At 64.9% G+C, this 26,485-nt stretch carries 25 protein-coding genes; 20 read left to right on the top strand and 5 right to left on the bottom strand.

The window, feature by feature from the left end:
* Nucleotide 1: 1 nt before the first annotated feature.
* Together ACVWZT_RS03480 and ydcS are read right to left on the bottom strand one after the other, a co-directional pair.
* Complete coding sequence (locus ACVWZT_RS03480; protein WP_457468175.1) at nucleotides 2-1,033, bottom strand: ABC transporter ATP-binding protein; 1,032 nt, start codon at nucleotides 1,031-1,033, stop codon at nucleotides 2-4.
* A 149-nt stretch (nucleotides 1,034-1,182) separates the two neighbouring features.
* A complete protein-coding gene (gene ydcS, locus ACVWZT_RS03475) occupies nucleotides 1,183-2,334 on the bottom strand; it encodes a putative ABC transporter substrate-binding protein YdcS (protein ID WP_457468174.1) in 1,152 nt (383 codons plus the stop codon).
* A gap of 217 nt (nucleotides 2,335-2,551) precedes the next feature.
* On the opposite strand from ydcS, the gene ACVWZT_RS03470 reads away from it, so the two are divergent.
* The 15 genes from ACVWZT_RS03470 (at nucleotide 2,552) to ACVWZT_RS03400 (ending at nucleotide 18,703) form a co-directional block, all read left to right on the top strand.
* Nucleotides 2,552-3,232, top strand: coding sequence for a tellurite resistance TerB family protein (locus ACVWZT_RS03470; RefSeq protein ID WP_296230907.1), 681 nt, complete (start codon nucleotides 2,552-2,554; stop codon nucleotides 3,230-3,232).
* Nucleotides 3,233-3,367: 135 nt separating this feature from the next.
* Complete coding sequence (locus ACVWZT_RS03465) at nucleotides 3,368-4,990, top strand: methyl-accepting chemotaxis protein (RefSeq protein ID WP_457468172.1); 1,623 nt, start codon at nucleotides 3,368-3,370, stop codon at nucleotides 4,988-4,990.
* A gap of 5 nt (nucleotides 4,991-4,995) precedes the next feature.
* Complete coding sequence (locus tag ACVWZT_RS03460) at nucleotides 4,996-5,502, top strand: chemotaxis protein CheW (RefSeq protein ID WP_296230903.1); 507 nt, start codon at nucleotides 4,996-4,998, stop codon at nucleotides 5,500-5,502.
* Nucleotides 5,499-6,767 carry a CheR family methyltransferase gene (locus ACVWZT_RS03455; RefSeq protein ID WP_457468170.1) on the top strand — a complete coding sequence of 423 codons (1,269 nt, stop codon included), beginning with the start codon at nucleotides 5,499-5,501 and terminating at the stop codon, nucleotides 6,765-6,767. Before ACVWZT_RS03460 ends, ACVWZT_RS03455 begins: the two co-directional genes overlap by 4 nt.
* Complete coding sequence (locus tag ACVWZT_RS03450; protein ID WP_457468168.1) at nucleotides 6,764-7,429, top strand: chemotaxis protein CheW; 666 nt, start codon at nucleotides 6,764-6,766, stop codon at nucleotides 7,427-7,429. The genes ACVWZT_RS03455 and ACVWZT_RS03450 overlap by 4 nt, the downstream gene beginning before the upstream one ends.
* Nucleotides 7,426-9,723, top strand: a complete 2,298-nt coding sequence (locus ACVWZT_RS03445) for a response regulator (protein WP_457468167.1) — start codon at nucleotides 7,426-7,428, stop codon at nucleotides 9,721-9,723. The genes ACVWZT_RS03450 and ACVWZT_RS03445 overlap by 4 nt, the downstream gene beginning before the upstream one ends.
* Nucleotides 9,720-10,733, top strand: coding sequence for a chemotaxis response regulator protein-glutamate methylesterase (cheB, locus tag ACVWZT_RS03440; protein ID WP_296230897.1), 1,014 nt, complete (start codon nucleotides 9,720-9,722; stop codon nucleotides 10,731-10,733). Before ACVWZT_RS03445 ends, cheB begins: the two co-directional genes overlap by 4 nt.
* Nucleotides 10,734-10,784: 51 nt before the next feature.
* On the top strand, nucleotides 10,785-11,789 hold the full coding sequence (gene wspR / locus ACVWZT_RS03435; RefSeq protein ID WP_296230896.1) for a Wsp signal transduction system regulator diguanylate cyclase WspR: 1,005 nt from the start codon (nucleotides 10,785-10,787) through the stop codon (nucleotides 11,787-11,789).
* A gap of 160 nt (nucleotides 11,790-11,949) precedes the next feature.
* Nucleotides 11,950-13,045 (top strand): peptide chain release factor 2 gene (gene prfB, locus ACVWZT_RS03430; RefSeq protein ID WP_123084286.1). Its coding sequence is split into 2 segments (ribosomal slippage): nucleotides 11,950-12,021 and nucleotides 12,023-13,045, totalling 1,095 coding nucleotides; the frame shifts between segments, so codons are not numbered across the junction.
* Between the two features lie 93 nt (nucleotides 13,046-13,138).
* Nucleotides 13,139-14,641: a lysine--tRNA ligase gene (lysS, locus tag ACVWZT_RS03425; RefSeq protein WP_296230892.1), complete on the top strand. Its 1,503-nt coding sequence runs from the start codon at nucleotides 13,139-13,141 to the stop codon at nucleotides 14,639-14,641.
* 149 nt (nucleotides 14,642-14,790) lie between these two features.
* Nucleotides 14,791-15,495, top strand: coding sequence for a TetR/AcrR family transcriptional regulator (locus ACVWZT_RS03420; RefSeq protein WP_225780651.1), 705 nt, complete (start codon nucleotides 14,791-14,793; stop codon nucleotides 15,493-15,495).
* 29 nt (nucleotides 15,496-15,524) lie between these two features.
* Nucleotides 15,525-16,073, top strand: coding sequence for a hypothetical protein (locus ACVWZT_RS03415; RefSeq protein WP_457468165.1), 549 nt, complete (start codon nucleotides 15,525-15,527; stop codon nucleotides 16,071-16,073).
* 134 nt (nucleotides 16,074-16,207) lie between these two features.
* Complete coding sequence (locus tag ACVWZT_RS03410; RefSeq protein WP_186673041.1) at nucleotides 16,208-17,485, top strand: flavohemoglobin expression-modulating QEGLA motif protein; 1,278 nt, start codon at nucleotides 16,208-16,210, stop codon at nucleotides 17,483-17,485.
* Nucleotides 17,457-18,380 (top strand): alpha/beta hydrolase, encoded by a 924-nt coding sequence (locus ACVWZT_RS03405; protein ID WP_457468163.1) that lies wholly within the window; start codon nucleotides 17,457-17,459, stop codon nucleotides 18,378-18,380. The genes ACVWZT_RS03410 and ACVWZT_RS03405 overlap by 29 nt, the downstream gene beginning before the upstream one ends.
* On the top strand, nucleotides 18,377-18,703 hold the full coding sequence (locus tag ACVWZT_RS03400) for a hypothetical protein (RefSeq protein WP_296230884.1): 327 nt from the start codon (nucleotides 18,377-18,379) through the stop codon (nucleotides 18,701-18,703). The genes ACVWZT_RS03405 and ACVWZT_RS03400 overlap by 4 nt, the downstream gene beginning before the upstream one ends.
* A gap of 107 nt (nucleotides 18,704-18,810) precedes the next feature.
* Here ACVWZT_RS03400 and ACVWZT_RS03395 read toward each other — a convergent pair whose 3' ends face one another.
* From ACVWZT_RS03395 to ACVWZT_RS03385, 3 genes are all read right to left on the bottom strand, one after another.
* The gene (locus ACVWZT_RS03395) at nucleotides 18,811-19,602 is read right to left on the bottom strand and encodes an OmpA family protein (RefSeq protein WP_296230882.1); all 792 of its coding nucleotides are present in this window, start codon (nucleotides 19,600-19,602) and stop codon (nucleotides 18,811-18,813) included.
* Nucleotides 19,603-19,652: 50 nt separating this feature from the next.
* Nucleotides 19,653-20,066: a DUF4398 domain-containing protein gene (locus ACVWZT_RS03390; protein ID WP_296230881.1), complete on the bottom strand. Its 414-nt coding sequence runs from the start codon at nucleotides 20,064-20,066 to the stop codon at nucleotides 19,653-19,655.
* A gap of 273 nt (nucleotides 20,067-20,339) precedes the next feature.
* On the bottom strand, nucleotides 20,340-20,684 hold the full coding sequence (locus ACVWZT_RS03385; protein ID WP_296230880.1) for a pilin assembly protein: 345 nt from the start codon (nucleotides 20,682-20,684) through the stop codon (nucleotides 20,340-20,342).
* A 153-nt stretch (nucleotides 20,685-20,837) separates the two neighbouring features.
* On the opposite strand from ACVWZT_RS03385, the gene ppc reads away from it, so the two are divergent.
* The 5 genes from ppc (at nucleotide 20,838) to ACVWZT_RS03360 (ending at nucleotide 26,476) form a co-directional block, all read left to right on the top strand.
* Complete coding sequence (ppc, locus tag ACVWZT_RS03380; protein ID WP_457468161.1) at nucleotides 20,838-23,465, top strand: phosphoenolpyruvate carboxylase; 2,628 nt, start codon at nucleotides 20,838-20,840, stop codon at nucleotides 23,463-23,465.
* 257 nt (nucleotides 23,466-23,722) lie between these two features.
* On the top strand, nucleotides 23,723-24,373 hold the full coding sequence (gene adk, locus ACVWZT_RS03375; protein ID WP_046616115.1) for an adenylate kinase: 651 nt from the start codon (nucleotides 23,723-23,725) through the stop codon (nucleotides 24,371-24,373).
* Nucleotides 24,374-24,506: 133 nt separating this feature from the next.
* The gene (gene tsaB, locus ACVWZT_RS03370) at nucleotides 24,507-25,181 is read left to right on the top strand and encodes a tRNA (adenosine(37)-N6)-threonylcarbamoyltransferase complex dimerization subunit type 1 TsaB (RefSeq protein WP_296230877.1); all 675 of its coding nucleotides are present in this window, start codon (nucleotides 24,507-24,509) and stop codon (nucleotides 25,179-25,181) included.
* A gap of 131 nt (nucleotides 25,182-25,312) precedes the next feature.
* The gene (locus ACVWZT_RS03365; protein ID WP_296230876.1) at nucleotides 25,313-25,603 is read left to right on the top strand and encodes a hypothetical protein; all 291 of its coding nucleotides are present in this window, start codon (nucleotides 25,313-25,315) and stop codon (nucleotides 25,601-25,603) included.
* A 3-nt stretch (nucleotides 25,604-25,606) separates the two neighbouring features.
* Nucleotides 25,607-26,476, top strand: coding sequence for a DUF72 domain-containing protein (locus tag ACVWZT_RS03360; RefSeq protein ID WP_457468160.1), 870 nt, complete (start codon nucleotides 25,607-25,609; stop codon nucleotides 26,474-26,476).
* Nucleotides 26,477-26,485: the final 9 nt, after the last annotated feature.

Genomic DNA, 26,485 nt, shown 5'->3' with positions numbered 1-26,485 from the left:
GTCAGCGGCCTCCACCTTCCTGCAATACGGTCATGGCTTCGCGTGGCCAGTGCGCCTGGACCCGCTGCCCGGTTTGCCAGGCCTGTGCCTCGACCTGCCAGCGGTCGTTGGCCTGGCTTACCGCCAACAGCTGGCCACTGTCGAGCTGCAGCTCGTAACGGGTGGCACTGCCCTGGTACTGGATATCGCGCAGCACGCCACTGACCTGGACCGCCTGGTCGTCTGCAACCGGGCCACCCAGGCGGATGTGCTCGGGGCGGATGGAGAACGGCGCCGGGCTGCCGTGGAGCGCCATCGCCAGTTCGCCGCGCAGCACGTTGGAGGAGCCGACGAATTCGGCGACAAAGGGCGTGGCCGGTTGCATGTACAGGTTGCGCGGTGTGTCGACCTGCTCGATCCGGCCGCGGTTGAATACCGCCACCCGGTCGGACATCGACAGCGCTTCAGTCTGGTCGTGGGTGACGAAGATGAACGTGATCCCCAGCTGGCGCTGAAGCTTTTTCAGTTCGCCCTGCATCTGCTCGCGCAGTTTCAGGTCCAGCGCGCCCAAGGGTTCGTCCAGCAGCAGTACCCGTGGCCGGTTGACCAGTGCGCGGGCCAGGGCCACGCGCTGGCGTTGCCCGCCGGACAGTTGTGCCGGCTTGCGGGTACCGTAGCCGGCCAGGGCCACCATCGCCAGTGCTTCTTCGGCGCGGCCGTGGCGTTCGGCCTTGGCCACGCCTTTCACCTTCAGGCCGTAGGCGATGTTGTCCAGTACGTTCATGTGCGGGAACAGTGCATAGTCCTGGAACACCGTGTTGACGTCACGCAGGTATGGCGGCACGCCGGCGGCCTCGATACCGTGGATGCGGATCGAGCCGCTGGTGGGTTGTTCGAAGCCGGCAATCAGGCGCAGGCAGGTGGTCTTGCCCGAGCCAGACGGGCCAAGCATGGAGAAGAACTCGCCATCGAGGATATCGATGCTGACCTGGTCGACGGCGGTGACCTCGCCGAAAGTACGGGAAACCTGGGTGAACTGGACGGCTAGGGGCATGCATAGGCTCCGGACAACTGGCTTACTCGTATGCCGGGCTCTTCGCGGGCATGCCCGTCCCACAGGTAAAGCACCACCCTTACAGGCAGTGATGAACCTGTGGGAGCGGGTTCACCCGCGAAGAGGCCGGCACAGGCATTCAGGCAACCTCAGCGGCCACCCATGATCGCGATGTAATCCTGGGTCCAGCGGCTGTAAGGCACGAACTTGCCGCCCTGTGCCTGCGGGGTTTTCCAGAAGGCTATCTTGTCGAAGTTGTCGAAGCCGTTGGTCTTGCAGCCCTGTGCCCCCAGCAGTTCGTTGCCGCTGCAGGCTGCCGGTACCGCCGGTAACGAGCCGAACCAGGCCGCCACGTCACCCTGCACCTTCGGTTGCAATGACCAGTCCATCCACTTGTAGGCACAATTGGGGTGCCTGGCCTCGCTGTGCAGCATGGTGGTATCGGCCCAGCCGGTAGCTCCTTCCCTGGGAATGGTCGAAGCCACCGGTTGCTTCTCGGCCCTCAGGCCATTGACCATGTAGCCCCAGGAGCTGGTTGCGACCACGCCTTCATTCTTCACGTCGCTCATCTGCACGGTTGCATCATGCCAGTAGCGGTGGACCAGCGGTTGCTGCTGGCGCAGCAGCTCCAGCACGGCCTTGTACTGGGCTTCGTTCAGTTCGTACGGGTCCTGGATGCCCAGCTCCGGCTTGGCTGTTTTCAGGTACAGCGCCGCATCGGCGATGTAGATCGGCCCGTCGTAGGCCTGCACACGCCCCTTGTTCGGCTTGCCGTCGGGCAGGTTCTGCGGCTCGAACAGCACGCCCCAGCTGGTGGGTGCCTGCTTGAACACCTCGGTGTTGTACAGCAGCACGTTCGGCCCCCACTGGTAAGGGGTGCCGTATACCTGCTTGTCGACCACGTACCAGCCGCCGTTCTGCAAGCGTGGGTCGATAAGTTTCCAGTTGGGGATCAGGGCGGTATTGATCGGCTGCACCCGCTTGCCCGCGATCAGCCGCAGCGACGCGTCACCCGAAGCGGTGACCAGATCGTAGCCGCCCTTGGTCATCAGGCTGACCATCTCGTCCGACGTGCCGGCGGTCTTGACGCTGACCTTGCAGCCGGTTTCCTTCTCGAAACCGCTGACCCAGTCGTAGGCCTTGTCGCTTTCACCGCGCTCGATGTAGCCCGGCCAGGCGACGATGTCCAGGCGCCCCTCACCAGCGCCCAGGGCCTTGGGCGGTTCGGCAGCCTGCAGACTGGCGCTGGCGAGCACGGCACCGGTAATGGCGCCGAGCAATGCGGTCTTGTGCACTGACATGGTGTTCCCTCTTTTTTGGAGATCTTGTTGGGGGCAGTCATCAAGCAAGCCGTGAAGCAGTTGTTATAAGCGTAGTGCGCGTGCGCGGGGTATTGGCGATATCGAGTCTAGTTGGCTTTTTGCCAGCCAATGCAACATCCGGAAGCAAATCCACGGTGGCGTACATTTGGCCAAGCCTTACTCTGGCGTATGAATTTTCTTGCGTGGAGAGCCGCGAATGAACACCCGCAACCTGCTCGATCAGCTTCTCAAGTCCGGCCAGCAACTGCTCGACAAACAGGGGGCTGCCGGCAAGCCCGGCAATGCTGCCGGTGGGCTTGGCGGGCTGTTGTCCGGCAGCGGTGGCGGTTTGTTGGGCGGGGGCGCGCTGGGGCTGTTGCTCGGCAGCAAGAAAGCCCGCAAGTACGGCGGCAAGGCGCTGACTTATGGTGGCCTGGCCGCGCTGGGGGTGTTGGCCTACAAGGCTTATGGCAACTGGCAGGCCAGTCAGCGACTGGCTGCAAGCGAGCCCCAGACCGTCGACCGCCTGCCGCCGGCCCAGGCCGAACAGCACAGCCAGGCTGTGCTGCGGGCATTGGTGGCGGCGGCCAAGTCCGATGGCCATGTCGATGCGCGCGAGCGGGCGCTGATCGAGGGCGAATTCACCCGCCTGGACAGCGACCGCGAGCTGCAGCACTGGTTGCACGATGAGTTGAACAAGCCGCTGGACCCGGCCGAAGTGGCCCGTGCCGCGCAAACGCCGGAAATGGCGGCCGAGATGTACCTGGCCAGCGTGATGGTGGTCGACCAGGAGAACTTCATGGAGCGCGCCTATCTGGACGAACTGGCCCGCCAGCTGCGCCTGGACCCGGGCCTGCGTCAGGAGCTGGAAAGCCAGGCAAGGCTTGCAGCAAGCTGATTTGAGCGGATGGGGCTGCAACGCAGCCCCAATGACCGGACCATCACCTGCCTTCCATTCAGCCGCAAAGCGCCGGGCGCCTGAGCTATACTCCGGCGGTTTTTCCCACTTGTTGCGAATTCCTGAGGGCTGAATGTGAAGAACTGGACCTTGCGCCAACGGATCCTGGCAAGTTTCGCCGTGATCATCGCCATCATGCTGCTGATGATCGTGGCCGCCTACTCGCGGTTGGTGGCCATCGAAGCCGCCGAAGAGGCGGTGGGCAGCGACAGCATTCCAGGGGTCTACTACAGCTCGATGATCCGCAGCGCCTGGGTCGACAGCTATGTCACCAGCCAGCAACTGGTGGGCCTGTCCAACCGCCGCGAAATCACCTCGGCGGACATGGAGTTGTTCAAAGGTTTCGAGGACCGGCTGAAGCAACACATGGCGAGTTACCAGGGCACGATCCGGACCAAGGACGACCAGACTCGCTTCGACTCCTTCGTGCAACTCGAAGAGAACTACATGAAGATCGTTGGCCAGGTGCTGGACGCCTACCGCCAGCATGACTACGACGGCGCCCAGCGGCTGATCAACGACCTGCTCACCCCGACCTGGGTGGATGGGCGCAAGCACCTGACCCAGGTCATCGAGGATAATCGCGCTGCAGCCGACGCCGCCACCAACGACATCGTCAACGCCGTGAGCACGGCCAAGGGCAGCATGGTGGTTTCACTGTTGCTGGCCATCATTGCCGCGGGCGTCTGCGGCCTGCTGTCGATGCGCGCCATCTCGGGGCCAATGCAGCGCATTGTGCATGCCCTCGACAAACTGCGTTCAGGCGACCTGAGCATGCGCCTGAGCCTGGAACGCCAGGACGAGTTCGGCGCCATCGAAAGCGGCTTCAACGAAATGGCCGAGGCCCTGGCCAACCTGGTGGCCCAGGCCCAGCGTTCGTCGGTCCAGGTGACTACCTCGGTGACCGAGATAGCCGCCACCTCGAAGCAACAGCAGGCCACCGCCACCGAGACGGCTGCTACCACCACCGAAATCGGTGCCACTTCGCGGGAAATCGCCGCCACCTCGCGTGACCTGGTACGCACCATGACCGAGGTGACTTCGGCGGCCGACCAGGCTTCCAGCCTGGCCGGCTCCGGTCAGCAGGGCCTGGCGCGGATGGAAGAAACCATGCACCAGGTGATGGGCGCCGCCGACCTGGTCAACGCCAAGCTGGCCATCCTCAACGAGAAGGCCAGCAACATCACCCAGATGGTCGTGACCATCGTCAAGGTCGCCGACCAGACCAACCTGCTGTCGCTCAACGCCGCCATCGAGGCGGAAAAGGCTGGTGAATACGGCCGTGGTTTCGCCGTGGTCGCCACCGAAGTGCGCCGCCTGGCCGACCAGACCGCGGTGGCCACCTACGACATCGAGCAGATGGTGCGTGAGATCCAGTCGGCCGTGTCGGCCGGAGTCATGGGCATGGACAAGTTCTCCGAGGAAGTGCGCCGCGGCATGTTCGAGGTGCAGCAGGTGGGCGAGCAACTGAGCCAGATCATCCACCAGGTACAGGCCCTGGCGCCGCGCGTGCTGATGGTCAACGAAGGCATGCAGGCCCAGGCCACTGGTGCCGAGCAGATCAACCAGGCGCTCGCCCAGCTCAGCGATGCCAGCACCCAGACGGTCGAGTCGTTGCGCCAGGCCAGTTTTGCCATCGATGAGCTGAGCCAGGTGGCCGCTGGCCTGCGTGGCGGCGTGTCGCGCTTCAAAGTCTGACTGCGATGAATGACATGCAACCGCGCACCGCGCGGGAGGACAACGCCAAAGGGGTGTTGTACCTGCAGTTCCGCATCCAGGAACAGCGCTTCGCCTTGAGCGTGCACGAGGTGATCGAAGTACTGCCGCGCCAGCCGCTCAAGCCGATTGCCCAGGCGCCTGGCTGGGTCGCCGGCATCCTCGCCCACCGTGGCCTGCTGGTACCGGTGGTCGACCTGGCGGCATTGAGCTTTGGCCAGCCGGCAGCGCAACGCACCAGTACCCGGCTGGTGCTGGTGCATTATCGTGGCGGCCTGCAGCTTGGCCTGATCCTGGAACAGGCGACCGAAACCCTGCGCTGCCACCCCGACGAATTCCAGCCTTATGGCGTGGACAGCGGTGAAGCCCCCTACCTGGGGCCGGTGCGCCAGGACGAGCAGGGCCTGCTGCAGCGCATCGAGGTCAACGACTTGCTGCCCGACGCGGTGCACCGACTGCTGTATACGGGTGAGCCGACAGGGATGCCGACATGAACGAGCAACACTTTTTCCGCTTCCTGCGTGAACGTATCGGCCTGGACGTGGAGTCGGTGGGGGCGTCCATGGTCGAACGTGCGCTGCGTCAGCGTTGCGTAGCCGTGAACGCCGCCGACCTCGACGGTTACTGGCTGCGCCTGCAGCAATCGATGGAAGAGCAACAGGCGCTGATCGAGGCCGTCATCGTCCCGGAAACCTGGTTCTTCCGTTACCCAGAATCCTTCACCGCCTTGGTCAGCCTGGCGCAGAAGCGCCTGGCCGAACTTGCCGGGGCGCGCCCGCTGCGCTTGCTCAGCCTGCCATGCTCGACCGGCGAGGAGCCTTATTCGCTGGCCATGGCCCTGCTCGACGCTGGTATCGCACCGGGTGCATTTCTGATCGATGGCATGGACATCAGCCCCAGTTCGGTGGCCAAGGCCGGGCAAGCCATCTATGGGCGCAATGCCTTTCGTGGCAGCGACCTGAGTTTTCGCGAGCGCTATTTCGATGCCGTCGACGATGGCCACCAGCTTCACCAGCGGGTACGCGAGCAGGTCAGCTTGCAGGTGGGCAATGTGCTCGACCCGGCGCTGGCCAGTCGCGATGGTTTGTACGACTTCGTGTTCTGTCGCAACCTGCTGATCTATTTCGACCTGGCAACCCAGCAACGGGTGTTCGAGGTGCTCAAGCGCCTGCTGCACGCGCAAGGGGTGCTGTTCATCGGCCCGGCCGAAGGCAGCCTGCTGGCGCGGTTGGGTATGCGCCCGGTGGGGATTGCCCAGTCGTTCGCCTACGTGCGCGAGGATGGCAGCGCTGCTGCGCCGGCTGGCGCCCCGGCATTGCCGACGCGACGCCGGTTGCCAGCGCCACCGACGCCAGGCTATTCGTTGCCCGGTGCGGCACGGCCACTGCGCGTGCTGCCCGTGCCAGCCAGGCCAGCGCCGGTGCGCGAGCACCAGGGCGAGCAGCCTGGCGAAATGCTGGCCAGCATTGCCCGGCTGGCCAATGCCGGTGCCAGTGAGCAGGCCCGCGCCGAATGCCAGCGCTACCTCGCCCAGTTCCCACCTTCGGCGCAGGTGTATTACTGGCTGGGGTTGCTCAGCGATACCGAGGGCGACGCGCAGCAGGCACTCAGCCACTATCGCAAAGCCCTGTATCTGGAGCCGCAGCACCCCGAGGCATTGGTGCACCTGGCGGCCTTGCTGGCGGCCCAGGGTGACCTGGCCGGTGCCCGGCGCTTGCAGGAGCGTGCTGCGCGGGCGGGACGGGAGTCTGAACGATGAGGAATGAGTCCGCGATGCAACTGCTCGCCGAGGATGATGCGCACATCGACGACTGCTGGAACCGCATAGGGGTACACGGCGACAAGCGATGCCCGCTGCTGGCGCGTCACGTTCACTGCCGAAACTGCGAGGTCTATGCTGCCGCCGCCACGCGCCTGCTCGACCGTTATGCGTTGATGGAGGACCATCAGGCGGTGGGCGCAGCGCCTGCCGAGGAAACCACGGGCCGTTCGATGCTGCTGTTCCGCCTGGGTGAAGAGTGGCTGGCGCTGGCCACTGCCTGCCTGGCCGAAATCGCTCCGCTGCAGGCGGTGCATTCACTGCCGCATCAGCGCTCGCGCGTGCTGCAGGGTGTGGCCAACGTACGCGGTGCGCTGGTGCCGTGCCTGTCGCTGGCCGACCTGCTGGGTGTACAGGCCGGTGCCACCGAGCAACGCGCCGGCCGGGTGATGCCACGCATGCTGATTCTGGCCACCGACGGTGGGCCGGTGGTGCTGGCAGTCGAGGAAATCGACGGCATTCACCGGCTCGACCCGCAGCTGCTCGACAGCGGCCAGGATGCCACCCGTTTCACTGCTGCAGTCCTGCAATGGCGTGGCCGCAGCGTACGGGTGCTGGATGAACAACACTTACTGTCTGCCGTGCAGCGGAGCCTGTCATGACCCCGGAGCAAATGCGCGACGCATCGTTGCTCGAGCTGTTCAGCCTGGAAGCCGAGGCGCAGACCCAGGTGCTCAGCACCGGCTTGATGGCACTGGAGCGCAACCCTACGCAGGCCGACCAGCTCGAGGCGTGCATGCGCGCTGCGCACTCCCTGAAGGGCGCGGCGCGGATCGTCGGGGTGGACGCTGGCGTCAGCGTCGCCCACGTCATGGAGGACTGCCTGGTGGCCGCCCAGGAAGGTCGCCTGCAGCTGAGCGCCGAGCATATCGACGCCCTGCTGCAAGGCACTGACCTGCTGATGCGCATCGCCACGCCTGGGGATACCGCGGCACAGGCGACCCTGCCGGTATTTCTCGCCCAGATGGCCAGCCTGCTGGTCCCGGCGGGCGCGGCCATGCCTGCCGTAGCGCCCGGCGTGCCAGCAGCGCCGGAGGCGCCAGCCGTGCAACCCGAGCCAGCGCCGCTGCCCGTCGCTGCCTCCGCGCTTGAGCCCGAAGCCGAGTCGGCGCCACGTCGCAAGGCGGTCAAGCCTGCCGGCGAGGGTACGGAGCGGGTGCTGCGGGTGACCGCCGATCGCCTCAACAGCCTGCTCGACCTGTCCAGCAAATCGCTGGTCGAGACCCAGCGTCTCAAGCCTTACCTGGCCTCCCTGCAACGCCTCAAGCGCATGCACGGGCAAGGCATGCAGGCGCTCGACGGCCTGCGCAGGCAGCTGGAAGACAGTGGCCAGAGCAGCGAGGTGCTCGAAGCCCTGGCGCAGACCCAGCGCCTGCTGGCGGAAACCCAGCAGATCCTGCAGCAGCAGGCTGCCGACCTGGATGAATTCGGTTGGCAGGCCAGCCAGCGCGCACAACTGCTGTACGACACGGCGCTGGCCTGCCGGATGCGGCCGTTTGCCGATGTATTGGCCGGCCAGAGCCGCATGGTCCGTGACCTTGGCCGGTCGCTGGGCAAACCGGTGCGGTTGCTGGTGGAAGGGGAAAAGACCCAGGTCGACCGTGAAGTGCTGGAAAAGCTCGAAGCGCCGCTGACCCACCTGTTGCGCAATGCGGTCGACCACGGCATCGAGCTGCCCGAGCGGCGTCTGCTGGCAGGCAAGCCGGAGGAGGGCGTGATCCGCCTGCGCGCCTCGCACCAGGCCGGCATGCTCAGCCTGGAGCTGATCGACGATGGCGCCGGCATCGAACTCGAGCGCCTGCGCAGCAGCATCGTCGAACGGGCCCTGTCACCCGCTGACACGGTGGCGCGGATGAGCGAGGCCGAGCTGCTGACGTTCCTGTTCCTGCCTGGGTTCAGCTTGCGCGACAAGGTCACCGAGGTGTCCGGGCGTGGTGTCGGCCTGGATGCGGTGCAGCACATGATCCGTGAGCTGCGCGGTTCGATCGAACTGACCCAGACGGCCGGGCAGGGCTGCCGTTTCCACCTGCAGGTGCCGCTGACCCTGTCGGTGGTGCGCAGCCTGGTGGTCGAGGTGGGGGGCGAGGCCTACGCCTTCCCGCTCGCCCACATCGAACGCACGCTGGACGTGGCTGCCGAAGCGATCGTGCAGATCGAAGGGCGCCAGCACTTCTGGCACGAAGGCCGCCACATCGGCCTGGTCGCGGCCAGCCAGTTGCTCAACCGCCCGGCCGGGCAGGCCGAAGAGAGCCGCTTGCGGGTGGTGGTGATTCGTGAGCGCGAGCAACTGTACGGCGTGGCCGTGGAGCGGCTGGTAGGCGAGCGGGTGCTGGTGGTGATGCCACTCGACCCGCGGCTGGGCAAGGTACAGGACATTTCTTCCGGCGCCCTGCTCGACGATGGCTCGGTGGTGCTGATCATCGATGTCGAAGACCTGTTGCGTTCGCTGGACAAACTGCTCAGCACCGGCAGCCTTGAACGCATCGCACGCGGTAGCAGCGGTGCCCGCGGCGTGGTGCGCAAGCGCATCCTGGTGGTCGACGATTCGCTGACCGTGCGGGAACTGCAGCGCAAATTGCTGGGCAACCGTGGCTACGACGTGGCCGTGGCGGTGGATGGCATGGACGGCTGGAACGCCCTGCGTGCCGAGGACTTCGACCTACTGATCACTGACATCGACATGCCGCGAATGGACGGCATCGAGCTGGTCACCCTGGTGCGCCGCGACCAGCGCCTGCAATCGCTGCCGGTCATGGTGGTGTCCTACAAGGACCGCGAGGAAGACCGACGGCGTGGCCTGGATGCCGGCGCCGACTACTATTTGGCAAAGGCCAGTTTCCACGACGATGCGTTGCTGGATGCAGTGGTCGAGCTGATCGGGGGGGCGCAAGGATGAAGATCGCCATCGTCAACGACATGCCCATGGCCGTCGAGGCACTGCGCCGGGTGGTCGCCTTCGAGCCCGAGCACCAGGTGATATGGGTGGCCGGCAACGGTGCCGAGGCGGTGCAGCGCTGCGCGGAACAATTGCCAGACCTGATCCTCATGGACCTGATCATGCCGGTGATGGACGGCGTCGAGGCCACCCGCAGGATCATGGCCGAAACCCCTTGCGCCATCGTCATCGTGACCGTCGACCGCAAGCAGAACATGCATCGGGTGTTCGAGGCCATGGGCCACGGCGCCCTCGACGTGGTCGACACGCCGGCGCTGGGGGCGGGCGACCCGCGCGAGGCAGCAGCGCCACTGTTGCGCAAGATCCTCAACATAAGCTGGTTGATCGGCCAGCAGAATGCCCCGGCCGCGCGGCCGGTTGCCGCGCCGGTACGGGCGGTGTCGCAGCACCGCGGGCTGGTGGCGATCGGCTCGTCCGCGGGTGGCCCGGCGGCTCTCGAAGTGCTGTTGAAGGCCCTGCCGGCAGCGTTTCCGGCGGCCATCGTGCTGGTCCAGCATGTGGACCAGGTGTTTGCCGCGGGCATGGCCGAATGGCTCAGCAGCGCAGCCGGCCTGCCGGTGCGCCTGGCCCGCCAAGGCGAACCGCCGCAGTCTGGCCAGGTACTGCTGGCCGGCACCAACCACCACATCCGCCTGCTACAGAACGGCCAACTGGCCTACACTGCCGAACCGGTCAATGAGATATACCGGCCCTCGATCGACGTGTTCTTCGAGAGCGTTGCGCGCTACTGGACCGGCGATGCGGTGGGCGTGCTGCTCACTGGCATGGGCCGCGACGGCGCCCAGGGCTTGAAAACGATGCGCCAGCGGGGGTTTCTCACTATTGCTCAGGACCAGGCCAGCAGCGCGGTGTATGGAATGCCCAAGGCTGCTGTGGCCATCGATGCCGCGGTGGAGGTCCGCCCGCTGGAACGCATAGCCGGGCGCTTGATGGAATTTTTTGCTAAATGACGAAGTGTATTGAATCACGCCGCCAGGCCGGTAGTGATCGGGTGAACAGCCATGAATGACTTACCGATCGAAGGTTTCACGACCACCAACGAAAACGCGGCGATGGTACTGCTGGTCGACGACCAGGCCATGATCGGCGAGGCGGTGCGGCGTGGCCTGGCCAACGAGGACAACATCGACTTCCACTTCTGCGCCGACCCGCACCAGGCGGTGGCCCAGGCGGTGCGCATCAAGCCCACGGTGATTCTGCAGGACCTGATCATGCCTGGCCTGGACGGGCTGACCCTGGTGCGTGAATATCGCAACAACCCGGCCACCCAGGACATTCCGATCATCGTCCTGTCGACCAAGGAAGACCCGCTGGTCAAGAGCGCAGCCTTCGCTGCCGGCGCCAACGACTACCTGGTCAAACTGCCGGATACCATCGAACTGGTAGCGCGCATTCGCTACCACTCGCGCTCCTACCTGACCCTGCTGCAGCGCGACGAGGCCTACCGCGCCCTGCGCGTCAGCCAGCAACAGTTGCTCGACTCCAACCTGATGCTGCAGCGGCTGATGAACTCCGATGGCCTGACCGGGTTGTCCAACCGCCGTCACTTCGACGAATACCTCGAACTGGAATGGCGCCGTGCCATGCGTGAGCAGCAGCAGTTGTCGCTGCTGATGATCGACGTGGACTTCTTCAAGGCCTACAACGACAGCTTCGGCCACCTGGCCGGTGACGAGGCCTTGCGCCAGGTGGCCGAGGCGATCCGCGGCGCATGTTCGCGGCCGACTGACCTGCCGGCGCGCTATGGCGGCGAGGAATTTGTCCTGGTGTTGCCCAACACCTCACCGGGTGGGGCCCGCCTGGTGGCCGAAAAGCTGCGTCAGACCGTATTGGGCCTGGGTATCCCGCACACCGCGCCGACGGCTGACTCGTACCTGACCGTGAGCATTGGCCTGGCGACCCAGACCCCGGCCATCGGCAGCCATAGCCGGCAGCTGATCTCGGCCGCCGACAAGGGCCTGTATCAGGCCAAGAATAGCGGGCGCAACCAGGTGGGTATCGCCTGAGCGGCTCGCCATACCGTGCAGGAACGGCCTTGTGGCGCGATTAGGGCGCCCCTGCACTGATGGTTGGGGCTATTCGGGTGCCCGGCGGGTCTGCCGCCCTGCGGCGGAGTCGGTTATACTCGCAGGCTTTTCACCGAATTCGCACGAGAGCCGCCCGCCCATGGAAATCCAACCGATCCTGAACACCATCAAGGACCTTACCGAGCGTTCCCAGTCCATTCGGGGGTATCTTTGACTACGATCACAAGCATGACCGCCTGATCGAAGTCAACCGCGAGCTGGAAGACCCCAACGTCTGGAACAAGCCCGAGTACGCCCAGGCCCTGGGCCGCGAGCGTGCCATGCTGGCCCAGGTCGTCGAGACCCTGGACAAGCTGTCCGGCGGCCTGGCCGACTGCCAGGACCTGCTCGACATGGCCGTCGAGGAAAATGACGAAGGCGCCGTCGGCGACGTCGTGACCGAGCTGGAAGGCCTGGAAGAAAAACTGGCCCAGCTTGAGTTCCGTCGCATGTTCAGCGGCGAGATGGACATGAACAACGCCTACCTGGACATCCAGGCCGGCTCCGGTGGTACCGAGGCGCAGGACTGGGCCAACATCCTGCTGCGCATGTACCTGCGCTGGGCCGACAAGCGTGGTTTCGATGCCACCATCATCGAGCTTTCCGAAGGTGAAGTCGCCGGGATCAAGGGCGCCACCGTGCACGTCAAGGGCGAGTACGCCTTCGGCTGGCTGCGTACCGAAATCGGTGTGCACCGCCTGGTGCGCAAGAGCCCGTTCGACTCCGGGGCCCGTCGCCACACTTCGTTCTCGGCGGTGTTCGTGTCGCCCGAAATCGACGACAAGGTCGAGATCGAGATCAACCCGGCCGACCTGCGCATCGACACCTACCGCTCCTCCGGTGCCGGTGGCCAGCACGTGAACACCACCGACTCGGCGGTACGTATCACCCACGTGCCGACCAACACCGTGGTGGCGTGCCAGAACGAACGCTCCCAGCACGCCAACAAGGACACCGCCATGAAAATGCTGCGGGCCAAGCTGTACGAGCTGGAAATGCAGAAGCGCAACGCCGCCTCGCAGGCACTGGAAGACAGCAAGTCGGATATCGGCTGGGGCCACCAGATCCGCTCCTACGTGCTGGATGACTCGCGCATCAAGGACCTGCGTACCGGTGTCGAGCGCAGCGACTGCCAGAAGGTCCTGGACGGCGACCTCGACCAGTACCTGGAAGCGAGCCTCAAGCAAGGGCTGTAAACCGCACACAACTGCCGCGGTACCTGGCCTGGTGCCGGTACCGCGTGCCCTGCCCGAAAGGGGCACCGAACACCTGATGGAAAGAATGACGAAATGAGCGACCTCAAGACCGACGTGCAAGACCTGCAACAGGAAGAAAACGCCCTGATCGCCCTGCGCAAGGAAAAGCTTGCCGCCGAGCGCGCCAAGGGCAACGCCTTCCCCAATGACTTCCGTCGCGACAGCTACTGCAACGACCTGCAGAAGCAGTACGCGGACAAGACCAAGGAAGAACTGGAAGCTGCAGCGATTCCGGTCAAGGTCGCTGGTCGCATCATGCTCAACCGTGGCTCGTTCATGGTCATCCAGGACATGACCGGGCGCATCCAGGTCTACGTCAACCGCAAGACCCTGCCCGAAGAAACCCTGGCAGCGGTCAAGACCTGGGACCTGGGCGACATCATCAGCGCCGAAGGCACCCTGGCCCGTTCCGGCAAGGGCGACCTGTACGTCGAAATGACCAACGTGCGCCTGCTGACCAAGTCGCTGCGCCCGCTGCCCGACAAGCACCATGGCCTGACCGACACCGAGCAACGCTACCGCCAGCGTTACGTCGACCTGATGGTCAACGAAGAAACCCGCCACACCTTCCGTGTGCGGTCGCAGGTGATCTCGCATATCCGCAAGTTCCTCAGCGAGCGCGACTTCCTCGAAGTCGAGACGCCGATGCTGCAGACCATCCCTGGCGGTGCCGCGGCCAAGCCGTTCGAAACCCACCACAACGCCCTGGACATGGCCATGTTCCTGCGTATCGCGCCGGAGCTGTACCTCAAGCGCCTGGTAGTGGGTGGCTTCGAGAAAGTGTTCGAGATCAACCGCAACTTCCGTAATGAAGGCGTTTCGACCCGACACAACCCAGAATTCACCATGCTCGAGTTCTACCAGGCTTACGCCGACTACCGCGACAACATGGACCTCACCGAGGAACTGTTCCGCGAGCTGGCGCAGCTGGTACTGGGCAGCACCGACGTGCCGTACGGCGACAAGGTGTTCCACTTCGGCGAGCCGTTCGCCCGCCTGTCGGTCTTCGACTCGATCCTCAAGTACAACCCGGAACTGACCGCTGCCGACCTGCAGGACGTCGACCGTGCCCGCGAGATCGCCAGGAAGGCCGGCGCCAAGGTGCTGGGCCACGAAGGCCTGGGCAAGCTGCAGGTGATGATTTTCGAAGAGCTGGTCGAGCACAAGCTGGAGCAGCCGCACTTCATCACCGAGTACCCGTTCGAAGTGTCGCCTCTGGCCCGTCGCAACGACGACAACCCGGCGGTTACCGATCGTTTCGAGCTGTTCATCGGTGGCCGCGAGATCGCCAACGCCTACTCCGAGCTGAACGATGCCGAAGACCAGGCCGAGCGCTTCCTGGCCCAGGTGGCCGAGAAGGACGCCGGGGACGACGAAGCCATGCACTACGACGCCGACTTCGTGCGTGCCCTGGAGTACGGCATGCCGCCGACCGCAGGTGAAGGCATCGGTATCGATCGCCTGGTGATGCTGCTGACCAACTCGCCATCGATCCGTGACGTGATCCTGTTCCCGCACATGCGTCCGCAAGCCTGAGTCGCTTGAATCAGCCGCCTTTCGAGGCGGCTTTTTCTTGTCTGAAGCTTTATGTTGCCTGTACCAGCCCATGCGGGCTTGTGTCGCGACTGGGCTGGTACAGGCCGCAGATGACTTTGAACCATGAGGTACCCCCCGTGACACCCGCAATGCCTCACCAGGGCGCCGCCGGCATCGCCACCGCCGTCGCCGAAAGCGTGCAATACCAAGGCCGCAAGACTGCCCGCCAAGGCAGCGAACAGCGCCGCCAACTGATCCTCGACGCCGCGATGCGCATCGTCGTGCGCGATGGCGTGCGCGGGGTGCGCCACCGCGCGGTGGCTGCCGAGGCTGGCGTGCCATTGTCGGCCACCACCTACTACTTCAAGGACATCGAGGACCTGCTCACCGATACCTTCGCCCAGTACGTCGAGCGCAGCGCTGCCTACATGGCCAAGCTGTGGGCCAACACCGAGGTGGTGTTGCGCCAGTTGCTCGCCCAGGGCGATGGCAGCCCGCAGGCGCGGGCACGGCTGGCGGACGAAGTGGCGCGCATGACCGCCGACTACGTGCAGCGCCAGCTGTTGAATCGCCGCGACTTCCTGATGGCCGAACAGGCCTTCCGCCAGGAGGCGCTGCTGTGCCCGCGCCTGGCCGAGCTGGTGTGCGCCCACGACCAGATCCTGCTGCATGGCACCCGGCAATTGCTGCAGGTGGTCGGTTCCAGGCAACCGGAACAGGACGCCCAGATGTTGACGGCGATTATCGAGCAGATGGAATATCAGGGCCTGCTCAAGGACGCGAACGCGCAAGCCGATGGGCAGATGCTCGCTATGCTTACCCGATACCTGCAGCTGGTGCTGGCATCGGCCTGAGCCGAGACTGACTTTTCAAGGAGACCCGGATGAAAGCCTGGCGTATGGTGCTGTTGACTTTGTCATTCCTGCTGCTGGGTGGTTGTCTGGTGACCTTCCACGAGCCGTTGCCCAGCAACCAGGCGGCACCCAAGGCGCTGCTCGGCAAGTGGAGCAGCAAGGATGCCTGGGGCGAGCCACTGAAGCTGGTGATCAGCCGCAGTGGCGGCGGTGCTTACAAGGCGGTCGCCACGGCCAAGGGCAAGGCCCCCGAGGAATACGTATTCACCGTGTCGCGTCACGGCAACCGCTGGTACCTGTCGGCCGGTGCGCCCAAGCGCCTGGGCGGCAATTTCCTGATCGGCGGTTTTGATATCGTCGATGGCAAGGAACTGGTGATCTACAACCTGGACGTCGAGCAGGTGCAACAGGCGGTGGACAAGAAGGAACTGATCGGGCGCAGCACCGATGTGCCGGAAGACAACGGTGAGGGCGTGCTGATCGACAGCCCGGCGGCGCGGGTGCTGGCGTACCTGGACGACCCGGCCAACTCCGACCTGTTCGTCGAAGTGGCGCGGTTCCAGCGCTCCGGCAAATGACCGTGCTGGCTTGTTCGCGCTGAAGCCGCTCCCACAGGGACCGCACCGGTTTCGAGCCTGATGCAGTACCTGTGGGAGCGGCTTCAGCCGCGAAGAGGCCGGTACAGGTTTCCTGTACTAGAAAGGAGTCCCCGGTGGACGAATACCAGCAAACCATCCGCGCCCTGTCCGACCGTATCGTCGCGGCGCAGACCCCGATCCGGGTCCTGGACGCGGTGAAGTGGGACGACAACATTCGCCAGGGCTTCCTCAAGGCCAAGGGCAAGGAGCCGCCAGCGGTCGACCATGCCTACTACCAGTCGCGCCCGCTGTCGTTCGACTCCAGTGCGGTCAAGGCCGAGTTCCAGGGTATTGAACGCGACATCATCCGCCAGCTTGGCCAGTTCAACCCGGTCGGGCAGATCATGAAGCGCATGTGCCGCGAGTACCGCATGGTGATTCGCATGCTCGAGGCGCGCGGCACCGAGGACTTCGGCCTGATTTCCCAAGAGCTGTACGGCGCGGCCTCGGATGCCTTCCACGCCGGTGACCCGACCCTGGCCGACCTGGGCCTGATGCTGTCGGACTACCTGAACAACATCGATGGCCGTGGTGACCTCAAGGACGAACCGAAGAACCTCACTGCCAAGGAAGCCGTGGCCATCCTCCAGCGCCGGCTGAACAAAGTGTTCGGCGAAGCGGAGGAAACCATCCGCGTGTTCGAGTCCGACGGTATCGTCGCTGACGCCGCGGCCGGGGCGGACTATATCAAGGTGCGCGCCGACGCCATGTTCAACGCGCGTGACGTACGCGCCCTGGAGGTGCACGAAGGGCTGGTGCACGTGGGCACCACGCTCAATGGCCTGAACCAGCCGATCTGCACCTTCCTGGCCAAGGGCCCGCCCTCGTCGACGGTGACCCAGGAAGGCCTGGCCATTCTCATGGAAGTGATCGCCTTCGCTTCGTACCCCAGCCGCCTGCGCAAGCTCACCAACCGCACCCGCGCCATTCACATGGTCGAGGAGGGTGCCGATTTCATGCAGGTCTACAGCTTCTTCCGTGAGCAGGGCTTCGAAATGGCGCAAAGCTACAGCAACGCCAGCCGCGTATTTCGCGGCTCGGTGCCCAACGGCCTGCCATTCACCAAGGACTTGTCCTACCTCAAGGGCTTCATCATGGTTTACAACTACATTCAGTTGGCCGTGAAGAAGGGCAAGCTCGAGCAGATCCCGCTGCTGTTCTGTGGCAAAACCACCCTGGAAGACATGCGCACCCTGCGCCAACTGGTCGAGGAGGGCCTGGTCGAGCCGCCCAAGTACCTGCCTGAACAGTTCCGTGACCTCAACGCGCTGTCAGCCTGGATGTGTTTCTCCAACTTCCTCAACCACCTGAGCCTGGACCGGATTGAAGCCGACTACGCGAACATTCTCTGAACGCTGCCGCCTGCTGGCCCTGGGCCTGGCTGTGGTGATGCTGGCGGGTTGCAGCAGCTTGCTGTTCTATCCCGAGCGCGGCCAACCGTTCACGCCCGAGCGGGCCAGGCTCGAATACCGCGATATCACCCTGACCACGGCCGACGGCATTCGCTTGCACGGTTGGTGGCTGCCGGCCAAGGCTGGGGTCGCGGTCAAGGGCACGGTGCTGCACCTGCATGGCAACGGTGGCAACCTGCCTGGGCACCTGGGCGGCAGTTACTGGCTGCCGGAGCAGGGCTACCAGGTGCTGATGATCGACTATCGCGGCTATGGCCTGTCCCAGGGCGAGCCGAGCCTGCCTGAGGTGTACGAGGACATTGCAGCGGCCATGGCCTGGCTGGACCAGGCGCCCGAGGTCGAGGGCAAGCCGCTGGTGCTGCTGGGGCAGAGCCTGGGCGGGGCCATGGCCATCCACTACCTGGCGGCACATCCTGAACAGCGCCAGCGCTTCAGCGCCCTGGTGTTCGATGGGGTGCCGGCCAGCTACCAGGCGGTCGGGCGCTTTGCCCTCAGTACCTCCTGGATGACATGGCCGTTGCAGGTGCCGCTATCGTGGCTGGTGCCGGATGGCGACAGCGCGATTCACTCCATCGAGCAGTTGAGCAGCCCGCCCAAGCTGTTCTTCCACAGTATCGACGACACCCTGGTGCCGCTGGACAACGGTATTCGCCTGTACCAGCACGCGCCACCGCCGCGGGTGCTGCAGCTGACCCGCGGGGGCCACGTGCAGACCTTCGCCGACCCGACCTGGCGCCAGGTGATGCTGCGTTTCCTGGATGATCCCGAGCATTTCAACGGTCTGCGGCGGCTGGCCGAAGTGCCCAACTACCCTGACGAGAAAAACAAGCAATGAGTGAAGAACGCAACGCCATCCCGCTGATCCTGACCGGCATCGGCAGCATCATCGTGACGGTGGGAGCCTTGTGGTATTACGGTTACCTGCATTTCGCCAAACCCGAGGATGCCCTGTTGCTGCAGGACTTCACCATGCTCAAGACCATCCCGGGCGAGGACTACAAGGTTTCGCTGGACCCGGCAGCGCAAGTGGCCCAGTGCGTGGACGGGGTGCTGGTGCTGTTCGATACCCAGCAGAAAGGCCTGACCGGCGTGCTGGTCGACAACCGCAAACGGGCGGTGCGCTGCATGGGCGAGGAAACCCCGCAACAGGCTCAATGAACCGGCCAAGGTTCAAGCGGGCATCGCGTACAGCCGGCCTTGGACAAGCGTCGGGCAAAGCAAAGCCCCGCGGCGAGCGCGGGGCTTGTGCTTGCAACTAGCCAGCCTTACTGCTGCATCTGGCTTACCGAGCGCGGGGCTACCGGCTGGTTGTCGTTGGAGATGGTCACCTCCACGCGACGGTTCTGCGCACGCCCCGAGTTGCTCGAGTTGTCCGCGACCGGGTACTCCTTGCCATAACCCTGGGAAACGATCCGCGCCGGATCGACGCCGGCACGCACCAGCGCCATGCGCACGCTGTTGGCGCGGCGTTCGGACAGGGTCTGGTTGTAGTTGGCCGAGCCGACGCTGTCGGTATAACCCTCGACGATCACCTTGCGCTCCGGGTTTTCCTGGAGGAACTGCGCCAGCTTGGTGATGTTCGGGTAGGCGTTGCTCTTGAGTTCGGCCTTGTTGAAGTCGAACAGCACATCGCCGAAGGTGACCAGGGTGCCGCGGTCGGTCTGCTTGGCGTTGAGGCTTTCCTGCAGCTTGGCGATCTGCGCGTCGCGGGCATCCAGCTTGGCCTGGGCACGCTGGGCCGAGGCGTTTTTCAGCTCGCCTTCGGCAGTACGCAGGGCGATGGTCTGCTTGGCCACCTCGACGCGCTGGTTGGTCAGGTAGGCCAGCTGGTCGACCTTCTGCTCGTCCTCACGCTCCATGTAGGCCTTGTCGGCCTTGTTCAGCCAGTCCTGGGCGTCCTTGGTTTCCAGCGCCGCGACCTTGCTCGACTGCGGGTCGCTCTGCAGCGCGGAGAAGTTGCTACGGGCTGCTTCCAGGTTGGCATTCGGGTCGTGCGAGCAGGCGGCAAGGCCGACGCTCAGGGCCAGCAGGGCGGGAATCATGACGTGGTTGCGCATAGTGTTCATCCTTTGATCGTGTGCGAAGGCAGAGGTTGGCGGGGCAGGGCTCACTGAGCGCTGCGCAGGCCTTCCTCACGTACGTCCTGAACGCCCTGGCGGGCATCCTGCACGGCCTTCTGGGCCTTGGCCGCCTGTGCCTTGCGTTCGGCGAGGCGGGCGTCCCACTCGGCCTGTTCGGCCAGGCGCCTGGCTTCGTCGTACTTCTTGTCGTGCATGGCGATTTCGGCCTGCTTGAACTTGTCCTGGGCCGCTTTCATCTCCACGGCGGCAAACTCGGTGCCGCCAGCGCTGACGGCAGAGTTCACGGCAGACTGGGTCACCGCATACTGCTCGGTTGGCGGGTTGCCTGCACAGCCGGCTAGGACCAGGCTACTGCCCAGGGCCAGCGCGGCCAGCCTGAACCCGCGCAGCTGTGTGGATGAGGGTTTGCTGATGCGGGTTTTCTTGATGGTCAGTTCCATTGGATCACTCCTGTTTACGACGTTGTCCGTAGCAGTCCATCGCTATTCCCTGACACCCCCGCGCGCTTCAGCTCAACGGTGCACAACGGTCGGTGTGCAGGGTTTTAGCGTGATGGCTATTGGCTGTGACTGAGTCGTTTTTCGGATAGTTCAGAAAAAAGTGCCGTTGCAGGCAACTATTTCTGACTGATCGGTCAGTGCTGGCATGACCGGAACTTTCCGCTACTGACGCGGTATTCCGGGCCTTGCGGGCCCGGAACAGGCCGCAGGAGGTCATTTATCGCTGTCGGCGACGGGGTTGCTCAGGTCGTGCAGATGCTGGCGCGACAAGGACAGGAAGCGCGGTGTAGGGCCGATGTCCTCGTACAATGGGTCGCCTTCCTCGTCGGTGGCGATGACCTGCCGGCCTTGCACATAAGGGAAGCTGGCTTCCAGCTCCTCCAGGGCGGCAGCGACCAGTTCACCGAGCAGTTCCTCTGCGGTGCGCTTGGGGTACATGTCGATCAGCGCGGCCAGGCGCGCTTCGGATTCCAGGTCCAGGTGCAGTACATGGCCGGTGCGGCTAAGGGGCCCGGCGGCATTCTGTTCCCAGTGCTGGACAAGTTCACGGATTTTCATGATGGCCTCTGTTTACGCCTGCTGGTCTGCATGGCATGGGAGTGCTGTGCTTTCACTTTAGTTTGCTTTGGCCGACCACGGCTTGCCATTGGCGCCCGGCTGTGGGCACTCTTCAGCAGAAGGGGTGCCACAGCCGCGGCGGAGAAAAGGCCAATGACCGATATCGATGTGCGTTTGCGAGAAGATGTCCATGTGTTGGGTGAGCTGCTAGGCGAAACCATTCGCCAGCAGCATGGCGAGGCGTTCCTGCAGAAGATCGAGGACATCCGCCACAGCGCCAAGGCCGACCGTCGTGGCGCTGCCGAGCAACTGAGCTCGACCCTGGCCGACCTGGCCGAAGAAGACCTGTTGCCGGTGGCCAGGGCCTTCAACCAGTTCCTCAACCTGGCCAACATGGCCGAGCAGTACCAGTTGATCCGCCGCCGCGATGCCGACCAGCCCGAGCCGTTCGAGGGCCGAGTGTTGCCCGAGTTGCTGGCGCGCCTGAAACAGGCGGGGCACAGTAACGATGCATTGGCCCGGCAGCTGGCCAAGCTCGATATCCAGCTGGTGCTCACCGCGCACCCCACCGAAGTGGCGCGTCGCACCCTGATCCAGAAGTATGACGCGATTGCCGGCCAGCTGGCCGCCCAGGATCACCGCGACCTGACCGCGAGCGAACGCCAGCAGGTGCGCGAGCGCCTGCGTCGGCTGATTGCAGAAGCCTGGCATACCGAGGAAATCCGCCGCACCCGGCCAACACCGGTGGATGAGGCCAAGTGGGGCTTCGCGGTGATCGAGCATTCGCTGTGGCATGCCATTCCCAGCCACCTGCGCAAGGTCGACAAGGCCCTGCTGGAGGCCACCGGCCTGCGCCTGCCGCTGGAAGCCGCGCCGATCCGCTTCGCTTCCTGGATGGGCGGCGACCGCGATGGCAACCCCAACGTGACCGCAGTGGTCACCCGCGAGGTGCTGTTGCTGGCGCGCTGGATGGCTGCCGACCTGTTCCTGCGCGACATCGATGCACTGGCGTCGGAGTTGTCCATGCAGCAGGCCAATGCGGCCCTGCGCGAGCGGGCGGGCGACAGCGCCGAACCCTATCGGGCGCTGCTCAAGCAACTGCGCGAGCGCCTGCGGGCAACCCGGGCCTGGGCGCATGCGGCCCTGGCCGGTAGTCAACCGGCCGGTGCCGACGTGCTGGTGGACAACCGCGACCTGATCGCACCGCTGGAGCTGTGCTACCAGTCCCTGCACGAGTGCGGCATGGGGGTGATTGCCGAAGGCCCGCTGCTCGATTGCCTGCGCCGCGCGGTGACCTTCGGCCTGTTCCTCGGCCGCCTGGACGTGCGCCAGGACGCGGCCCGCCACCGTGATGCGCTGAGCGAAATAACCGACTACCTGGGCCTGGGCCGTTATGCCGACTGGGATGAAGAGCAGCGCATCGCATTTCTCCAGGCCGAGCTGAACAACCGCCGGCCACTGCTGCCGGCACATTTCCGGCCACAGGCGGACACCGCCGAGGTATTGGCCACCTGCCGGGAAATCGCCGCGGCGCCGGCGGCCTCGCTGGGTTCCTACGTCATCTCCATGGCGGGTGCCGCTTCGGATGTGCTGGCGGTACAACTGTTGCTCAAGGAGGCCGGCCTCACCCGGCCCATGCGCGTGGTGCCTTTGTTCGAGACGCTGGCCGACCTCGACAACGCCGGCCCGGTGATGCAGCGCCTGCTCGGCCTGCCGGGCTATCGCGCCGGGTTGCGCGGGCCGCAGGAAGTGATGATCGGCTATTCCGACTCGGCCAAGGACGCCGGTACCACCGCAGCGGCCTGGGCGCAGTACCGGGCCCAGGAAGAGCTGGTACGCATCTGCGCCGAGCACCAGGTCGAGCTGTTGCTGTTCCATGGCCGCGGCGGCACGGTTGGCCGCGGTGGCGGCCCGGCCCATGCGGCCATCCTGTCGCAGCCACCGGGGTCGGTGGCGGGGCGGTTCCGCACTACCGAGCAGGGCGAGATGATCCGCTTCAAGTTCGGTTTGCCGGGCATCGCCGAGCAGAACCTGAACCTGTACCTGGCCGCCGTGCTCGAAGCCACCTTGTTGCCACCGCCGCCGCCACAGCCGGCCTGGCGCGAGGTGATGGACCAGCTGGCCGCCGATGGCGTCAAGGCCTACCGCAGCGTGGTGCGCGACCACCCCGATTTCGTCGAGTACTTCCGCCAGGCAACGCCGGAGCAGGAACTCGGCCGTCTGCCGCTGGGTAGCCGCCCGGCCAAGCGTCGTGCCGGTGGCATCGAAAGCCTGCGGGCGATCCCGTGGATCTTCGGCTGGACCCAGACCCGCCTGATGCTGCCGGCCTGGCTGGGCTGGGAAACGGCGCTGAGCAACGCTCTGGCCCGGGGGCAGGGCGAACTGCTGGCGCAGATGCGCGAGCAATGGCCATTCTTCCGTACCCGCATCGACATGCTCGAGATGGTCCTGGCCAAGGCCGATGCGCAGATCGCCGAAGCCTACGACGAACGTCTAGTGCAACCGCACCTGCTGCCGTTGGGCGCGCACTTGCGCGACCTATTGTCGCAGTCGTGCCAGGTGGTGCTGGGCCTGACCGGGCAGCCGGTGCTACTGGCGCACAGCCCCGAGACGCTGGAATTCATCCGCCTGCGCAACACCTACCTGGACCCGCTGCATCGCCTGCAGGCCGAGTTGCTGGCCCGCTCGCGCAGCCGCGAAGCCGCTCTGGACAGCCCGTTGGAGCAGGCCTTGCTGGTCACGGTGGCGGGCATCGCGGCGGGCCTGCGCAATACCGGCTGAGGGCCGGCGCGGGGTATCCCGGGCGCCTGCCAGGCATGGCATGCAGCAGTACGAGGAGGGCGGTTGCGCCGGGCGCAACCGCCAGCCAGGCAAGCCATAGGTGGCGCATTCCTGCAACTTTGGGACGCTTGTCTGGCTGCCGGGCGCTGTGTATCTTGAGCAGCCTTCTGACCGATTTATGGTCATACCCGATTTTCCGGACTTGGCCCTGGTCGCCGAATCCATTGAATTTCATAAAAAAATTTGAGGAGCACGAGATGCGCGTAATTCTGCTGGGAGCTCCCGGGGCCGGTAAAGGTACTCAGGCAAAGTTCATCACCGAGAAGTTCGGTATCCCCCAGATTTCCACCGGTGACATGCTGCGTGCCGCCGTCAAGGCCGGTACCCCGCTGGGCCTGGAACTGAAGAAAGTCATGGATGCCGGCCAGCTGGTCTCCGACGAGCTGATCATCAGCCTGGTCAAGGAGCGCATCGCCCAGCCTGATTGCGCCAAGGGCTGCCTGTTCGACGGCTTCCCACGCACCATCCCGCAGGCCGAAGCCATGGTCGCTGCCGGTGTCGACATCGACGCCGTGGTCGAAATCGCTGTGGACGACGAAGAAATCGTCGGCCGCATGGCTGGCCGTCGCGTGCACCTGGCCTCGGGCCGCACCTACCACATTCAGTACAACCCGCCGAAAGTGGAAGGCAAGGACGACGAGACTGGCGAAGACCTGATCCAGCGCGACGACGACAAGGAAGAAACCGTTCGTCATCGCCTGTCGGTCTACCACAGCCAGACCAAGCCGCTGGTGGACTTCTACCAGAAGCTGTCGGCTGCCAATGGCGGCAAGCCGAAGTACAGCCACATCGAAGGCGTTGGCTCGGTCGAGGCCATTACCGCCAAGGTCCTGGCCGCCCTGAGCTGATCAGCACCTGACGCACCCCACCACGGCCCGCTTGCGGGCCGTGGTCGTTTTCGGCCGCACAGCGGCCCTTAGGGACACGACGCCGCCACTGTTCTATACTGCCGCTCTTTTTTCGCACCTGGAAACCTGTTCGATGACCACCCTGCTGGCCCTGGATACCGCTACCGAAGCCTGTTCCGTCGCGCTGCTGCATGACGGCAAGGTAACCAGCCATTACGAGGTGATCCCGCGCATGCATGCGCAGAAGCTGCTGCCGATGATCAAGCAGCTGCTGGCTGACGCCGGCGTGGCCCTGAATACGCTGGATGCCATCGCCTTCGGTCGCGGTCCGGGCGCGTTCACTGGCGTGCGTATTGCCATCGGCGTGGTCCAGGGCCTGGCCTTCGCCCTGCAGCGCCCGGTGCTGCCGGTGTCCAACCTGGCCGCCCTGGCCCAAGGCGCCCTGCGCGAGCAAGGCGTGCAGCAGGTGGCTGCCGCCATCGATGCGCGCATGGACGAGGTGTACTGGGGGTGCTACCAGGCCACGGCGGGCGAAATGCGCCTGGTTGGCCGCGAGGCGGTGTTGCCACCCGAGCAGGTGGCGCTGCCCGCAGGTGCCAGTGGCGACTGGTTCGGTGCCGGCACCGGCTGGGGCTATGCCGAGCGCCTGGCGGTGCAAGTCGCGGCCAGCAATGCCAGTGCCCTGCCCAACGCCCTGGATATTCTCAGCCTGGCCAGTTTCGCCTGGGCGCGCGGGGAGGCGATCGCCGCCGAGCAGGCGCAACCGGTGTACCTGCGCGACAACGTGGCGACACCGAAAAAATCCTGATTACTGTTCGTCGGTTAGCGTCCGGTGGCAGAAAACCTTTTGCCCGATCTGTGGTCCAGTTATCACTCAAGCATTAGCGATGGATTCCTGATGCTGCTAAATTGCCATCATCGATCCTGAGTGCTGATGCCATGCGTATCGACGGTTTTACCCCACAGTCCTACCCGATCAAGCGCACGCCGCGCAAGGCTGCGGTGCGCGACGAGGCGATCGACGATGCCGAGCTGGTCGAAGAGGCCGAAGTCGCTCCTCAGGAAGCCACTGCACGCCGTCGCAGCGGTGGCCTGCCGGCGCGCCAGCAGGACATGATCTTCCCCCGCGCACGGGACCGCCGTACCGCCACGGCGCTGGCCAGCTACCTGAGCACCGCCGGTTTTACCGACTGGGACATGGAAGTACTGGGGCTGGACCTGTACATTTGAGGGATGACGCCATCCCCCCTGCCTTATTTTCTTGGTTGTCCGTCCTGGAGCGAAAACGCCTGGCGTGACTACCTGTACCCCGCCGACGCCAACAGCAATGAGATGCTTGGTTTCTACAGCCAGGTGTTCAATGCAGTCGAGGGCAATACCACCTTCTATGCACGCCCGGCTCCTGGCACCATCGCCCGCTGGGCGCAGGTGATGCCCGAGCATTTTCGCTTTACCGCCAAGTTTCCCCGGGATATCAGCCACGCCGGCGACCTGCGCGAGCAACTCGAGCCCGCCTTCGCCTTTACTCGCCTGATGGCCCCGCTGGGCCCGCGTGTATCGCCGTACTGGCTGCAATTGCCGGCCCAGTTCGGCCCCGCCCGGCTGGGCGAACTTTGTCAGTTTCTCGACCAGGCTGTGGTACCGGTGGCGGTGGAAGTGCGCCATCAGGCCTTCTTTGCCAAGGGTGAAGAAGAGCGGCTGCTTAACCGCCTGCTGCACGAGCGTGGCGTGGAGCGCATCTGCCTGGATCCGCGTGCGCTGTTCAGCTGCACCTCGCGCGACCCGGCAGTGCTGCATGCGCAAGCGAAAAAGCCCAGGGTACCGCCACGCCCCGCGGCCTTCAGCCAGCACCCACAGGTGCGCTTCATCGGCCATCCGCAGCTGGAGGCCAACGAGGCGTTTCTCATTCCTTGGGTGGACAAGGTGGCCGGTTGGATCGAGGAAGGCCGCAGTCCGTACATCTTCCTGCACACTTCGGACAACCGCCTGGCTGCCGCCCTGGCCCAGCATTTTCACCAACGCCTGATGCGGCGCCTGCCAGGGCTTGCCGCGCTGCCGGAATTGCCGCGTGCGCCCGAGGTCGAACAACTGGGACTACTTTGAGTACCCCTG

This window comes from Pseudomonas sp. TE21394, assembly GCF_054057835.1.
Note: the sequence above shows the minus strand (reverse complement) of the source record. Positions and strands in the feature narration are given on the sequence as shown.